General features: G+C 57.7%; 13 protein-coding genes. 5 read left to right on the plus strand and 8 right to left on the minus strand.

The features are described 5' to 3' along the window. Positions 1 to 36: 36 nt before the first annotated feature. The 6 genes from AB4Y85_RS09650 to AB4Y85_RS09675 all read right to left on the minus strand — a co-directional run bounded on the left by AB4Y85_RS09650 (position 37) and on the right by AB4Y85_RS09675 (position 4,863). Positions 37 to 798, minus strand: a complete 762-nt coding sequence (locus AB4Y85_RS09650) for an ABC transporter ATP-binding protein (protein WP_441984675.1) — start codon at positions 796 to 798, stop codon at positions 37 to 39. Next, positions 795 to 1,556 (minus strand): ABC transporter ATP-binding protein, encoded by a 762-nt coding sequence (locus AB4Y85_RS09655; protein WP_441984676.1) that lies wholly within the window; start codon positions 1,554 to 1,556, stop codon positions 795 to 797. The genes AB4Y85_RS09650 and AB4Y85_RS09655 overlap by 4 nt, the downstream gene beginning before the upstream one ends. Beyond that, positions 1,553 to 2,539 (minus strand): branched-chain amino acid ABC transporter permease, encoded by a 987-nt coding sequence (locus AB4Y85_RS09660; protein WP_441984677.1) that lies wholly within the window; start codon positions 2,537 to 2,539, stop codon positions 1,553 to 1,555. The genes AB4Y85_RS09655 and AB4Y85_RS09660 overlap by 4 nt, the downstream gene beginning before the upstream one ends. Continuing rightward, entirely contained in the window at positions 2,539 to 3,393 is an 855-nt protein-coding gene (locus AB4Y85_RS09665) for a branched-chain amino acid ABC transporter permease (protein ID WP_441984678.1), read from the minus strand. The genes AB4Y85_RS09660 and AB4Y85_RS09665 overlap by 1 nt, the downstream gene beginning before the upstream one ends. A 123-nt stretch (positions 3,394 to 3,516) precedes the next feature. Further along, positions 3,517 to 4,314, minus strand: a complete 798-nt coding sequence (locus AB4Y85_RS09670; RefSeq protein WP_441984679.1) for an SDR family NAD(P)-dependent oxidoreductase — start codon at positions 4,312 to 4,314, stop codon at positions 3,517 to 3,519. An 84-nt stretch (positions 4,315 to 4,398) separates the two neighbouring features. Then, on the minus strand, positions 4,399 to 4,863 hold the full coding sequence (locus AB4Y85_RS09675; RefSeq protein WP_441984680.1) for a MaoC family dehydratase: 465 nt from the start codon (positions 4,861 to 4,863) through the stop codon (positions 4,399 to 4,401). 90 nt (positions 4,864 to 4,953) lie between these two features. Here AB4Y85_RS09675 and AB4Y85_RS09680 point away from each other — a divergent pair, with 90 nt between their 5' ends. Next, positions 4,954 to 6,372: an FAD-binding oxidoreductase gene (locus AB4Y85_RS09680; RefSeq protein WP_441984681.1), complete on the plus strand. Its 1,419-nt coding sequence runs from the start codon at positions 4,954 to 4,956 to the stop codon at positions 6,370 to 6,372. Further along, a complete protein-coding gene (locus AB4Y85_RS09685) occupies positions 6,369 to 7,268 on the plus strand; it encodes a shikimate dehydrogenase family protein (protein ID WP_441984682.1) in 900 nt (299 codons plus the stop codon). Before AB4Y85_RS09680 ends, AB4Y85_RS09685 begins: the two co-directional genes overlap by 4 nt. Here AB4Y85_RS09685 and AB4Y85_RS09690 read toward each other — a convergent pair. Next, positions 7,255 to 8,268, minus strand: coding sequence for an NADP-dependent oxidoreductase (locus AB4Y85_RS09690; protein ID WP_441984683.1), 1,014 nt, complete (start codon positions 8,266 to 8,268; stop codon positions 7,255 to 7,257). The genes AB4Y85_RS09685 and AB4Y85_RS09690 overlap by 14 nt on opposite strands. Before the next feature lie 194 nt (positions 8,269 to 8,462). On the opposite strand from AB4Y85_RS09690, the gene AB4Y85_RS09695 reads away from it, so the two are divergent. From AB4Y85_RS09695 to AB4Y85_RS09705, 3 genes are all read left to right on the plus strand, one after another. Then, the gene (locus AB4Y85_RS09695; RefSeq protein WP_441984684.1) at positions 8,463 to 9,248 is read left to right on the plus strand and encodes an SDR family oxidoreductase; all 786 of its coding nucleotides are present in this window, start codon (positions 8,463 to 8,465) and stop codon (positions 9,246 to 9,248) included. 333 nt (positions 9,249 to 9,581) lie between these two features. Continuing rightward, positions 9,582 to 10,592: an ABC transporter transmembrane domain-containing protein gene (locus AB4Y85_RS09700; RefSeq protein WP_441984685.1), complete on the plus strand. Its 1,011-nt coding sequence runs from the start codon at positions 9,582 to 9,584 to the stop codon at positions 10,590 to 10,592. A gap of 129 nt (positions 10,593 to 10,721) precedes the next feature. After that, positions 10,722 to 12,008 (plus strand): DUF2254 domain-containing protein, encoded by a 1,287-nt coding sequence (locus tag AB4Y85_RS09705; protein WP_441984686.1) that lies wholly within the window; start codon positions 10,722 to 10,724, stop codon positions 12,006 to 12,008. Between the two features lie 60 nt (positions 12,009 to 12,068). On the opposite strand, the gene AB4Y85_RS09710 is transcribed toward AB4Y85_RS09705, so the two are convergent. Further along, complete coding sequence (locus AB4Y85_RS09710) at positions 12,069 to 12,746, minus strand: hypothetical protein (RefSeq protein ID WP_441984687.1); 678 nt, start codon at positions 12,744 to 12,746, stop codon at positions 12,069 to 12,071. Positions 12,747 to 12,848: the final 102 nt, after the last annotated feature.

The following is a 12,848-nucleotide window of genomic DNA, read 5'->3' on the forward strand; positions in this document are numbered from 1 at the left end:
GACTTGATCCTTTCCGAGTTCCCTGCTTAGACGACGTTAGTTGCTCACCTTGCCCAGAAAAGCGTCTGCAAGCTCTTTCGGGTTCGCGAGATCTTCCTTGCCGCCGCTGCGAATGATCTCTCCCTGCGACAGGATCACGTATCGGTCTGCGATACGCGCGGCGAAGGGAACATTCTGTTCGGCGAGGAGCAAAGCCAAGCCCCTCTCCTTGAGCACGGCAAAAGCTCTTTCGAGAATATCAAACACTGCAGGAGCCAAGCCTTGACTCGGCTCGTCAAGGATCAGGACGTCGGGCCGACGTCCAAGAGCGAGGCCGATTGCCAGCATCTGCTGCTCCCCTCCGCTGAGAACGCCTGCCATGGCCGTCTCTCGCTTCTTCAGGATAGGAAACAGATCGTTGATGAAATCGCGCTGCGCTTCACGTTCCTCGGGAGGGAGAAGGCGCAGCCCGATATCGATGTTCTCCTTGACGGACATCGTAGAGAAAATGTTACCGCGCCTTTCCGGAACGAAGGCGATACCGTTGCGAGCGCGGAGATGTGCATTCATCCGTCCCACATCCTGGTTCTTTACCCTGACCTCACCACTCCCGCTGACGGTGCCGGCGATCGAACCGAGCATGCTGCTCTTCCCGGCACCGTTTGGCCCGAGGATTGCGAGCATTTCCCCGGAGCGTAAGGAGAAGTTCAATCCTGATACGACGGTAATGCGACTATAGCGCGCCACAATGTCCCGACAGGACATCACCACCGTGTTCTGGTGTCGGCTAAATTCGGAAGCTTTGTCTATGATGGTCATCGCCCGGTGCTCCCGAGATACGTGTCGATGAAGGCCTGGTTTTTCGCTATGTCAGTTGGAGTACCCTCGAGCAGGGTAGATCCCTCCTTCAGCACCACAACATGCTCCGCCAGTTCACGGATGAGGTTGAAGTTGTGCTCGACAAGGAGAACGCCAACGCCGCGCTCTGCGAGACGGCGCACCTCATGGCTGAGCATGCGTTGCTCATCGACGGCGAGACCAGCAGCCGGTTCATCGAGGAGGATATATTTGGGCTCGTTCGCAACGGCGCGGGCCACCTCCACGAGACGCACCCGTCCCATCGGAAGTTCGCTCATTTGCTGTGAGCGGAACTCCGATAGCTTGAGGTCGTCGAGGATTTCGTCACAGCGGCTCCGAAAGCGCCTTTCCTCAGCAGACGCACTGGGCGTGCGAAGCAACGAGGCCAGGATGGAAGTGCGGCGCAGCCGGAAGAACCCGCACATTACGGCTTCTTCAACCGTTACCTTGGGGTCGAAACGCGGCGTCTGGAATGTCCGCGCCACTCCCCATGCAATTCGCTTGTAAGCAGGCAGGTCATCGATTCTCTTTTCGTCGACGACTACCGTGCCAGCTGACGGCTTCGCCATCCCCGTGATCGCATTGAACAGGGTGCTTTTGCCTGAGCCATTTGGCCCGACGACGGCAAGGATCTTGCCCCGCTCAAGAGTAAGTGACGCGTCCTTGAGAGCTGTGACGCCGCCGAAACGAACTGTGACATCCTTGACTTCGATCGTCATGCCGCACCTCCACCCACAGCCGGCTGCACTCGCGCGACGTCCGATTTGCGTTTCCTTCCATGAAGGATTCTCCGCCAGTCAGTTCCGAGCACGCCGTTCGGCGCAACAAGCAAAACGAGGATCAGGACGGCACCGAAAATCATGCCCTGAGTTTCTGCCGCAGGCAGATACAGGGTGATCAGAGTAAGAAAGGCCGCGCCGAGAATAGGCCCGAGGAAGGTCGAAGCGCCCCCGATGACAGCCATGAGCATGATCTTGATCGAGACATGCATCGTCAGAGAGTCGGGCCCCATATAGGTGAGGTGATGGGCATAGAGCCATCCAGCGAGCCCGGCCACCGATGCCGAAAGCGCAAAGTATACCGCCAACAGCGAAGGCACCTGCACTCCGTCCGCCGTTGCCCTCAGCGGATCGTGCCTTGCCGTTCTCACGGCGCGACCGATGGCGGAGTTCGTCAGATTGACGTAGAGGACAAGGACGAGCGCAACGAGCAGCCATCCTAGGATATGCATCGAGACCAGATTGGGCGCGAACCAAAGTGTGGGAATTCCCGAGAGGCCGATATAGCCTCCGGTGAACTCTCCTCCTTCACGTATGGCGAGTTCCAGAACCAGGCTTAGCAGCAAGGTCGCAATCGACAGCGGCAACGGCGAGAGTCGGGTAATAGCTCTTGCCATTGGATAGGCAAGGAGCATCGGCAGCACCAGCGCAAGACCAAGCCCGATCAGAGGCGAAAGGCCATAGCGCGTGGTGACGACGCTCGTGGCGAACGCGCCAATCGACGCGAAGGCGGCGGGTGCGATGGAGAGAATTCCTGCCTGCCCGTAAGCCATGCCCATTGAGAGCGCCATGAGCGAGAAGATCGCGACGAGGACGGAGTTGTCGAGCCAGAAGGGGCTGGAGACGATAAACGGCGATATGAACGCAATCACCAAAATGACCGAGAGAGCTGGCAAAAGCAGCTTGAACCTTGAGCCTTGCATCAAACCCGCCCTCCCGTGGCAGCGATCTGGTTCATGCGTCCCATGGAAAGGATTACGAAGATGAAAATCAGCGGCGCGGCCGTTGCCCAACCTCCCGGCAAATAGCCGGAGCTGAGAGCCTGAACCACGCCGATGATCAGCCCACCCGCGAAACCACGCAGCGGACTATGCATTCCGAAGATGATCGCAGAGCCGAATCCCCAGATGGTCAGCGTAAATGCAGTGCTGTAATCGGCACCTGTCGAGAAGAGAATGAGAACGCCGGCGACCCCAGCCAGCAATCCACCCAGCACATAGGTCGAGAACCAGATTAGTCTGACCGGGATACCATTCAGAGCCGCACCGACCGGATTGACTGCGCTGGCACGCATGGCGCGACCAAATGGCGTGCGCTGAAGGACGATGAATAGAACGGAGAGGATGACGAGACAGACGGCAAGATTGATGCCCATTTGAGGGCTGATCCGAATGTCACCAAAATTCCAGAACGCGGTGAACGGCTGCCTGATCATTGGGCTTGTGCCGAATATCGTCAGAATTAATGATTCCAGGAAAGTCGCAAGGCCGAACGTACCGAGCACTGCGATCACGTGGTCGACCGCGCCAGGACGATTGAGACGCATCGAGATGAGACCGACAACGGTCGAGGCGAGGATAGCCGCGCCAATAGCAAGGATCGCACCCGCCGGCCCGCCCACCGTATACATGATCGCAGCAGCCAAAACCGCATAGGCGCCAAGCGCAACGTCCACCGAACCAGTCGTTACAAAGAGCAAACTCACGGGAAAAGCGAGAAGCCCATAAGTAACGCCCAGCAGAGATCCACGCAGGAGATATTCCGCCAATTCAAACAACTTGTTCCTCCCTCGGCCTACTTCTCGAGGCATTCGAGTTTTTTGCTTACTTACCTATGAGTAAGTATCGTTTCGATTAACCTGTCAAGCCGTTTGCGCCCGCTTGCTTCTCCCCCATTCGCACTAGTTCATCCAAAGTCCGCCAGTGACGTTGATCGACTGCCCGGTCATGTAGCTCGCCTCATCGGACACCAGGAATGCAACTGCCTTCGCAATATCCTCGGGCTGCCCCAACCGCCCTAGCGGGATCAGGTGAACCCGCTCAGACGCTGGAGGCAGTCCGTTCGCGACCGCCGCAGCGTCCGCCTCATCACGCATACGTGTATTTGTGATTGTCCCAGGGCACACCGCATTCACCCGAATGCCATGCTTCGCCAGGTCGAGTGCCATTGATTGCGTCATACCGATAAGTGCAAATTTTGAAGCGCAGTAAGCCAGTGACATTGGACGGCCCGATTTTCCGAACCATGAAGCGACATTGATGATCACTCCGCTGTTACGCTCGACCATCCCAGGAACGACTGTATGACAGCAATTGAATACGCCCCGGACATTGACTTGTATCGTACGGTCGAAGTCTTGCGGCGCTGCATCCAGAATGGAAGCCACCTGCCCGATTCCCGCATTGTTGACAAAAATATCCGGGACTCCGCCGAGCGCATTTGTCGTGTCCTGGAAGACATCTTTTACAGCGGCGAGATCAGAAACATCGACATGATGCGCCGACGCACGCGCGCCTGCCTTCCGCAACTCCTCGACGGTCGCATCAAGGCTCGACTTGTCATGATCCCAGAGCGCAACAGCACATCCTTCGTCGATCAACCGCTGAGCGATAGCCTTACCGATCCCGTGGGCCGCGCCAGTCACGACCGCTGTTTTTCCTGAGAATTCGTACATCACGACCTTACTGAAAAGTGCCATCCGAAACGCCAACTTCTCGTTGACATATCGCAGACCGGGGAGAACGCCGCTCTCACCGGTGCGATGAGGAGCGGTCAATTTTGCCTAAACGATTTCTGGTTCTCGGGACCGAACCGGGACCCAACGCATGATATGCGTTGCCGAGGCGACTACTTCGCCATGCTGATTGATGACAGCGACATCGGCAAAGGCCCGGTTCTTATCGGAGTCGATTTTGGCAATCGTGTAGGTGACTGTCACTGTATCACCGAAGAACACTGGTCCAATGAAGCGGACACGGTCATACCCTTGAGACACAGGCGTGAGATCGGCATATTTCTCGACATGCGGCGTGTACATCACTGTCGAAGCAGTAGACATGAATCCCATGGACAGCACGCCATGAGCAATCCGCCGTCCGAAAGCCGATTTTTTCATGAACTCTTCGTTACAGTGAACGTCGGAAAGATCTCCGGTGATGCCGGCGAATAGATAGACGTCGCTTTCACTCACCGTCTTCGAAAAACTGACCTTGTCGCCGATAGCGACCTGGAAATCCGCATCTCTCATAACGTCCCTCCTGTGATTTTTGCCAGGAACGCTAATCCTGACTTGCATGTAGGTCAAGATGGAATATTATTTGGGGCAGGAGGAGATGAAATGGGAATTGAGGGGAATGGCACGATCGCGACGCCTGATCGCGACATCAGTCGCGTGCTGATTGGCCTCGCCGACCGTTTCGGCGAGAGAGTGAGCACCAATCCAGCGGTCCGCCAGCAGCATTCGAGCCAGCTGACCTGGCTGACAGGCCAGCCCCCGGATGCGGTCGTTTTTCCTGAAAGCACGGAAGAAGTGTCGGAGATCGTCCGAATCTGCGCCACCGAGAGGGTTCCCGTTATCCCCTTCGGGGCGGGTTCCTCCTTCGAAGGGCACGTTAACGCTCCATATGGGGGCGTCTCTATCGATCTCAGCCGCATGAAGAAGGTCCTCTCCGTCAATGCGGAGGATCTGGATTGTGTTGTTCAGGCAGGAGTGACGAGGAATGAGTTGAATGAGCACCTGCGCGACACAGGCCTGTTCTTTCCAATAGATCCCGGGGCTGATGCTTCGCTCGGCGGCATGGCTGCGACACGGGCATCCGGCACCAACGCGGTTCGATACGGGACCATGAGAGAGAATGTTATTGCCGTCACTGCCGTGATGCCCAACGGCGATATTGTAAGAACGACCCGTCGAGCTCGGAAGAGTTCAGCCGGCTACGATCTCACCCGGCTTCTCGTTGGCTCGGAAGGCACGCTCGGTGTCATGACGGAACTGACGCTTCGTCTATCCCCCATACCCGAAGCCATTGCTGCGGCCGCCTGTCCGTTTCCCACGGTCGGCAGCGCCTGCGACGCGGTCATTGCAACGATCCAGAGTGCCATTCCTGTGGCGCGCGTCGAGTTGCTTGACGAAGTCACGGTCAAGGCCGTCAATCAATATTCCGGACTTGCTCTGGCCGAGACGCCACTTCTCTTGCTTGAATTTCACGGCACACCAGATGGAGTGGCGGAGCAGTCACGACGTTTTGAGGAGATTGCAAAGGAGGTTGGAGGCGGCCCCCTGACCTGGTCTGCCAAGCAAGAAGACCGCTCGACACTTTGGAAGGCCAGGCACGATGCTTATTGGGCATGCGTGGCGTTGCGCCCTTCCGCACGCCCGATTCCTACGGATGTCTGCGTACCGATTTCGAGACTGGCTGAATGCGTGGAGGAAACCAAGGCCGAGATTCAGCGACTTGGCCTGATTGCTCCCATCGTCGGCCATGTCGGCGACGGCAATTTCCATGTTCAGCCCCTCGTCGACATGACGAACCCCGAAGAGATCGAAACCGTGCGGCGCTTCGTTGGGAACATGGTCGAGCGGGCGATCTCCATGGATGGCACATGCACAGGCGAGCATGGCATTGGGCAGGAAAAGATAAAGTACTTACGATTGGAACACGGGGACGCGACCATCTCCCTGATGCAACTCATCAAGCGTGCGGTCGATCCCGACAATATCATGAATCCTGGAAAAATGCTGGAGGCCACACGATGAACTTCGCCGCTGCACGTCCGCCTCGCGCGGGATCCGTGGACTTTGTCAACGGTCGTACGCGACTTTACGGGATTGTCGGCCATCCCATTGAGCAGGCCCGCTCGCCGGAAACAGTCACCTTCGAACTCCAACGGCGCGGCCTGAATGCAATTTTGCTGCCGATCCACATTAGGCCCGAGGAATTCTCGGATGTTTTTCCCCGGGTCCTGCGAATTGGAAATCTGGACGGCATCGTCGTTACAGTGCCCCACAAGGGCCGAGCTCTCTCCCATGTTCATCGGGTTGGGCCCATGGGACAACTGAGCGGCGGGGTATCCATCATAGGCCGATCACTGGATGACCGGTGGATCGGCGAAATGTTTGACGGCGCTGGATGCGTCGCAGCCCTTTTACGCCGCAAGGTAGCATTAGCCGGCCGGCGTGTTCTTTTACTCGGCGCAGGCGGCGCAGGATCGGCCATCGCGGCGGAACTGGCTCGCTGCGAGCCTGCCGTTCTGTTCATCCATGATCCGGAGACGCCGCGCTGCGCCGAAGTGATCGGCAAAGTCAGCAGAGCATTTCCGGCCATTCGGATACACTCTGGGCTCCCTCCGCTGGAGGACATTGACGTGCTGGTGAATGCTTCTTCGGTAGGCATGCTTGACGACAATGCCTCACCACTCAACGTCGACCGTCTGCCGAGCCGGATGACGGTAATGGATGCCATCATGGATCCCGACAGAACAAAGCTGTTGCGGATAGCTGAGGAGAGCGGATGCCAGACGGTCTATGGCCGGGAAATGCTCGATTCTCAGATCGTCGCAGCCTGCGATTTCATGCTGGATATCAGGACAAGGATGGCCGACGACGTCGTTTTTCAGAGCCATCGGCCACTCCAGTCCCTCATGCAATCCTGACGATCAGCTTCCCCTTGTTTTTTCCCTGCAGCAGACCGATGAAAGCATCGGGAGCTGCATCGAGCCCATCCACGATATCCTCAAGGTGAGTGATTTTGCCGGACGCGACAAGCGGCATGGCCATCTCAAGAAACTCGTCGCGATACTCTGCGAAATCGGTGACGATGAAGCCGCGCATGGTCAGCCGCTTGATGAGCACATCGCGCATTAAAGAGGCAAGACGCGTCTCGCCTTCGTAAGGGCCGTCGTCATTATATTGAGATACCAAGCCGCAGACGGGCACTCGCGCGAAGTCATTGAGTAAAGGTAAGACGGCGTCCAAGGTCCTTCCGCCGATATTTTCAAAGTAGACATCAATGCCCCTCGGACAGGCTTCGGCAAGACGTTCTCCCAGATGAGACGCCCGATGATCAATTGCAGCGTCGAAGCCGAACATTTCCTTTGCCAACGCGCACTTCTCCGGGCCGCCGGCGATCGCGACCGTGCGGCAGCCCGCGAGTTTCGCGAGTTGCCCTACCATGGAACCGACCGGCCCTGTTGCCGCGCCGACGACAACTGTCTCGCCAGGCTTAGGCATCCCGATCTTCATGAGACCAGCATAAGCCGTGAATCCTGGGCTTCCGAGCACTCCTAGAGCGGTTGATGGCGGGACATTGCCCGTCAGCTTTTGCAAGGTCTCGCCCTTAAGGATGGAGTACTCCTGCCAGCCCCCACCACCTAAGACTGTGTCACCCGGCTTGAACCCAGGATGCTCGGAGACCAGCACCTCGCTGACGGTCGCTCCGACCATGACCTGCCCGATCTCGACGGGACGCGCATACGACTTCGCATCATTCATGCGCCATCTCATATAAGGGTCCAGCGAGAGGAGAAGATTTCTGACAAGAACCTCACCTTCCACGACTCGCGATTTGAGAGGAACAGACTGCAAACTGAAATCCTCGACACTGGGTTCTCCCATGGGGCGACGCGCCAGCGTCCAACCTTGATTTTCCAGCATGTTCCAGTCCTTTCCGACACTGAGGTCCCTATTTACTTACGTGTAGGTGATCGATACATTCTCAGCAAGACTGCAGGCATCTTCAAGCTCCAGATGATCACTAAACTGGCTGCGCCAAATTTGGCGGCGAAGTTCATTGGTATGATCATGAAGATGGAGTGCAATGATCTCACTCTCGCTCAAGGGACAAACGGATGAAGGTTCAGGGCAAGGTCATTGTTGTGACAGGAGGCGCAAGCGGCATTGGCGAGGCACTATGTCGATGTTTTGCTCATGCAGGCGCGGCTCGCGTGATCGTTGCCGACATCGACCGAGAGAAGTCTGCTGATGTCGCGCGTTCAATCGATGGCGAGGCAGCCTATTGCGACGTCACGGATGAGGACCAGATCCGACACCTCGTAGAGATGACCGAAAGCACGATCGGTCCGATTGACCTCTTCTGCTCTAATGCCGGCATCGCCACGGGCTTCGACACTACCTTCGAGAATGCGGCTGGCGCACCGAACGACGTATGGGCGAAGGCATGGGCGGTGAATGTGATGGCCCATGTCTATGCTGCCAGAGTGCTAATCCCGCGTATGAAGGCCCGCAAGAGAGGATATTTCCTGCTGACTGCATCCGCTGCGGGACTTCTCTCGCAGGTCGGCAGCGCCGTCTATTCTACGACCAAACACGCTGCAGTGGGATTTGCCGAAAATCTTGCCATCACACACCACGATCATGGGATCCGTGTCTCAATACTTTGCCCTCAGGGTGTGGACACTCCCCTGCTGCGCGATCTTCCAAGCGGACCTCAGGCGTTTGACGGTATCCTTTCAGCCGACGCCGTATCAAAGGCTGCCCTGGAAGGTATTGAGGCCGAGCAGTTTCTCATTCTCCCTCATCAAGAGGTAAAAAAATATCTGCAATTCAAGACTCAAGAATACGATGAATGGATCCGCCGCATGGCGAGGCTGCAGCAGAGGGCCTATGCCTCCTGAGGCCATGGAACGACAAGGCTAGGATGACCCCCTAAGGCACTCCCTTGGTTAGTCTCAACAGCGCAGCCCTCGATGCTGCGGCTCCAGCTGTGCTCGAACCTTTCTCCGTATTAGCCGGCCTCTCTCGAACGCAGACATACGATATCGAACCGGCATGGAGTCGCCTGCCCACGCTAAATGAAACCTAGTTTCTGAGTGCAGATCGCATTTGCGCCATGGTGACATGCATGATGGAGGCTACCTGAAAGAAGATTGATTTGGCGCAAGGCAGGACCAGCGGTTGATCGGTTAAATGCTTGACTTTCCCAGCCGGTGGAACTTGGGAGATTGGCCGTGCTGCCCCGGACCTCACTGCCTCGCCATGGACAGGTGCTTCCGAGCGAGGTCGACCCGGGTGAAGCGCGCTCCCCCGCCAGAACGCCCCCTCGCCTTTCCCGGCTCATTTGGCTCGTCAGTGCCCGCGACCAGTTCGCGCTGGCGCTGTTGTCCGTCCTTGCCTTCACGTCTGAAATTGCTCCGCTGGAACTTCAGCGGCGGATCATCAACGATGCATTCGTCGGCGGGGCGGCGGGGCCCATCGCCCGCCTTGCAATCGTCTATGCGGGTCTTGCCATGCTGGCTGGATTTCTCAAGCTTGGGCTGAACATCTATCGAGGCTATGTCGGCGAGAGTGCAACGCGTTGGCTCCGGACCGCCCTTCTGGACGATTTCCGACAGATCAGGCCTGAACTCTGTCAGGCCGGCACCGAAGGTGTCCAGATCTCCCTGGTTGTCGACGAGGCGGATCCAATCGGAGGATTCGTTGGGACGAGCGTGTCCGAGCCCCTCCTCCAAGGCGGCCTGCTCATCGGCGTACTTGCCTACATGGTCTATTTACAGCCGCTGATGGCTTTAGTCGCCTTGGCCGTCTTTTCGCCGCAGCTTGTTTTTGTGCCATTGATGCAGAAGGCCATCAACAAGCGGGTGGCTTACAGAATCGCCACGCTCCGCCAAGTCAGCGTCGGCATCATCGATCAGCCACGCGCGGGCGCTGCCGCGGGGAGCCCTCAGCAGGATCGCATTCAGCAAGTCTTCGTTCTCAACATGGGGGTCATCCGATTGAAGTTCTCAATGAACTTCCTGATGAACCTCATGCATCATCTCGGCATCGCCGCCATCCTCGCACTCGGCGGTTACTACGTCATCAAGGGTGAGGCCGAGGTTGGGACCGTCGTCGCGTTCATATCTGGACTGGGGCAGCTCAACGAGCCTTGGGGAGACCTCGTGAACTGGTTTCGGGATTTGAAGGTAACCCAGACGAAGTACGATCTGATCAGCCGCGCTGTCGAAAGTCTCCGCGCTTGAAGGATTTTGCGTGCATCCTTGGTGCTGGAGACTGGCATCTGGCCAGGGCAGCCGCGAAAGCCTAAGATGTGGAGGCGGTGTTGTGCGCTTTCATCTGATTGCGACTCGCCGATAGTGAGAGCACAGGCCTTGAGACCCTGGGCAATTCCCTCCGTCTATACGATCGTCAGTCTGGCGGCAGCCGCCGTCTTGCCTCGGCTCGAGCACCATTTCCTGCCAGGCTATACGCACGCCATGTCGGCTGCCGCCGCCATGGCGTTCCTATCGGCTACGGCATCCGGAATTCTCGCCTTCACGGCAATCGTCTTCTCCGTCGCTTTCGTCATGGTGCAATTCAGCGCCGTCGCCTACTCACCTCGGCTAGTTTTGTGGTTCGCCGGCAAGCACGAACTCTACCACGCTCTCGGCATCTTCGTTGCGACATTCACCTATGCCATGGCCACGCTCCTGTGGACCGACCGTGGCGGCAGCGGTGAAGTCCCACCGCTGTCGACGTTGCTGGTCCTGGCGCTCCTAGTCGCAAGCATGCTGATGTTTTCGCGCCTGGTGCAAAACTTGGCCAAGATACAGATTACCGATGTTCTGATAATTGTCGGCGATGAGGGACGGCGGGTGATAGAGACACAAGCGCACCTGTTCGATACCTCCACAATCTCGTGGGTGACCGAGAACCGGTCAGAGAACCATCGTGCGGAACGTTCGGTCGAGACAATCGTTCATCGCGGCTCGCCGCGTTGCGTGACACGCATCGATTTTCACGCCCTCTTGTCCCTTGCCGAAGCGACGGACATTCTTGTCGACCTGGTGGCCGCTGTCGGCGACACGTTGGTGGAAGGAGATACCATCCTCAAGATTTATGCTTCGGCGAAGCCATTGCCGAAGGGCGACCTGGTCAGGTGCATCCAGACCGGACGCGAGCGCACCTTTGAGCAAGACCCCAAATACGCCTTCCGTATACTCGTGGATATCGCAGTAAAGGCCCTGTCGCCGGCTATCAACGATCCAACCACGGCTGTGCAGGCACTCGACCAGATCGATGATCTTCTGCGCCGCCTAAGCCGCCAGCCGCTAGGCAATCTGTGGATCAAGGACCAGGCCGGCACCGCACGCCTGTTCATCCCCATGCCGGCATGGGAAGATTACCTGTCGCTGGCCTTCGATGAGATCCGCCAGTACGGCCTGACATCTGTTCAAGTCATGCGACGGCTGCACGCCACTCTCACCGCACTTGCTGAAACAAGCGATGTGAAGCGCCGTACCGCAGTGCGGCGTTATCTGGCCCATCTCGACGCGACGATCCGGCATTCGGGCCTCGACGCGCAGGATCGAGCTGCCGCTCGTCAAGAGGATCCGCAGGGATTAGGATTTGCGCGCAGTGAACGTCTGGACGATCTCACGCCGGCACGGCGCAAGTAACGATGGCGCCGGAATGCATGGGTGCGCCCAAGTCCGAGCGGCCCGCAGCGAGAGTAGGCTCTATGGCTGTTGGGGGTTTCTGTCCCGCCGGCGCAAATTGTCCAGCAGTATATGCACACTGATCAGCAGCACCCAAACGGGCAAAACCATGATGCTCCAGCTGATATAGAAGCTGCCGAGCAGCACAAGCGCGGCCAACGCGTAGCCGATCCCGGCCATCCATCGGGGAGCGATCCCGGTGTAGATCACGACCGTGGACGTGGAGATCATGAACACGCCAGCCATCTTGATCGCATAGACATTGATCAGAATATACGCGACCGCCCTCGCGAAGTGGAACGTCGAAGCGGCGCCCATCTCACCCGACTCGTTTGACGGGGCCATGAGAAGCAAGGCGCCGACAATCGTCGCTGCAACGAACAGAACAGCCAGGAACAACAGGCCGCTGCCCAGGAACACCGTCGCGAAGAAACGATCTTCCTCCGAACCGAGGCGATCACGCAGCACACCGATGAACCATAGGAAAGCGATCCCCGCAAAGGGAATGAGGTTCAGCGCCAACGCGACGTGCCCCGAGCCACCGACCAGCCAAATGCCAGGGTCTAATGGATCGGCAGGAACCGCACTTCGGAACCCCCAGAAGATGATAACCAGTAGGATGGAAAAGGCTATGCCTGCAACGGCCGCCGCTCTCGGCGTTCTCAGATGTGAGTATATGGGTGTCTGTTCCTGAGACATCCTCAACCTCTTCGCATGCATTCAACTTCTTGCACCTGATTTTACCGTCGGCGGGGCACCGGGGTGAAGGGGCATAAGGAGGTTTGCCGGGCCCACCCTAGG

This window comes from Microvirga sp. 2YAF29, assembly GCF_052114605.1.
Taxonomy (GTDB): Bacteria; Pseudomonadota; Alphaproteobacteria; order Rhizobiales; family Beijerinckiaceae; genus Microvirga.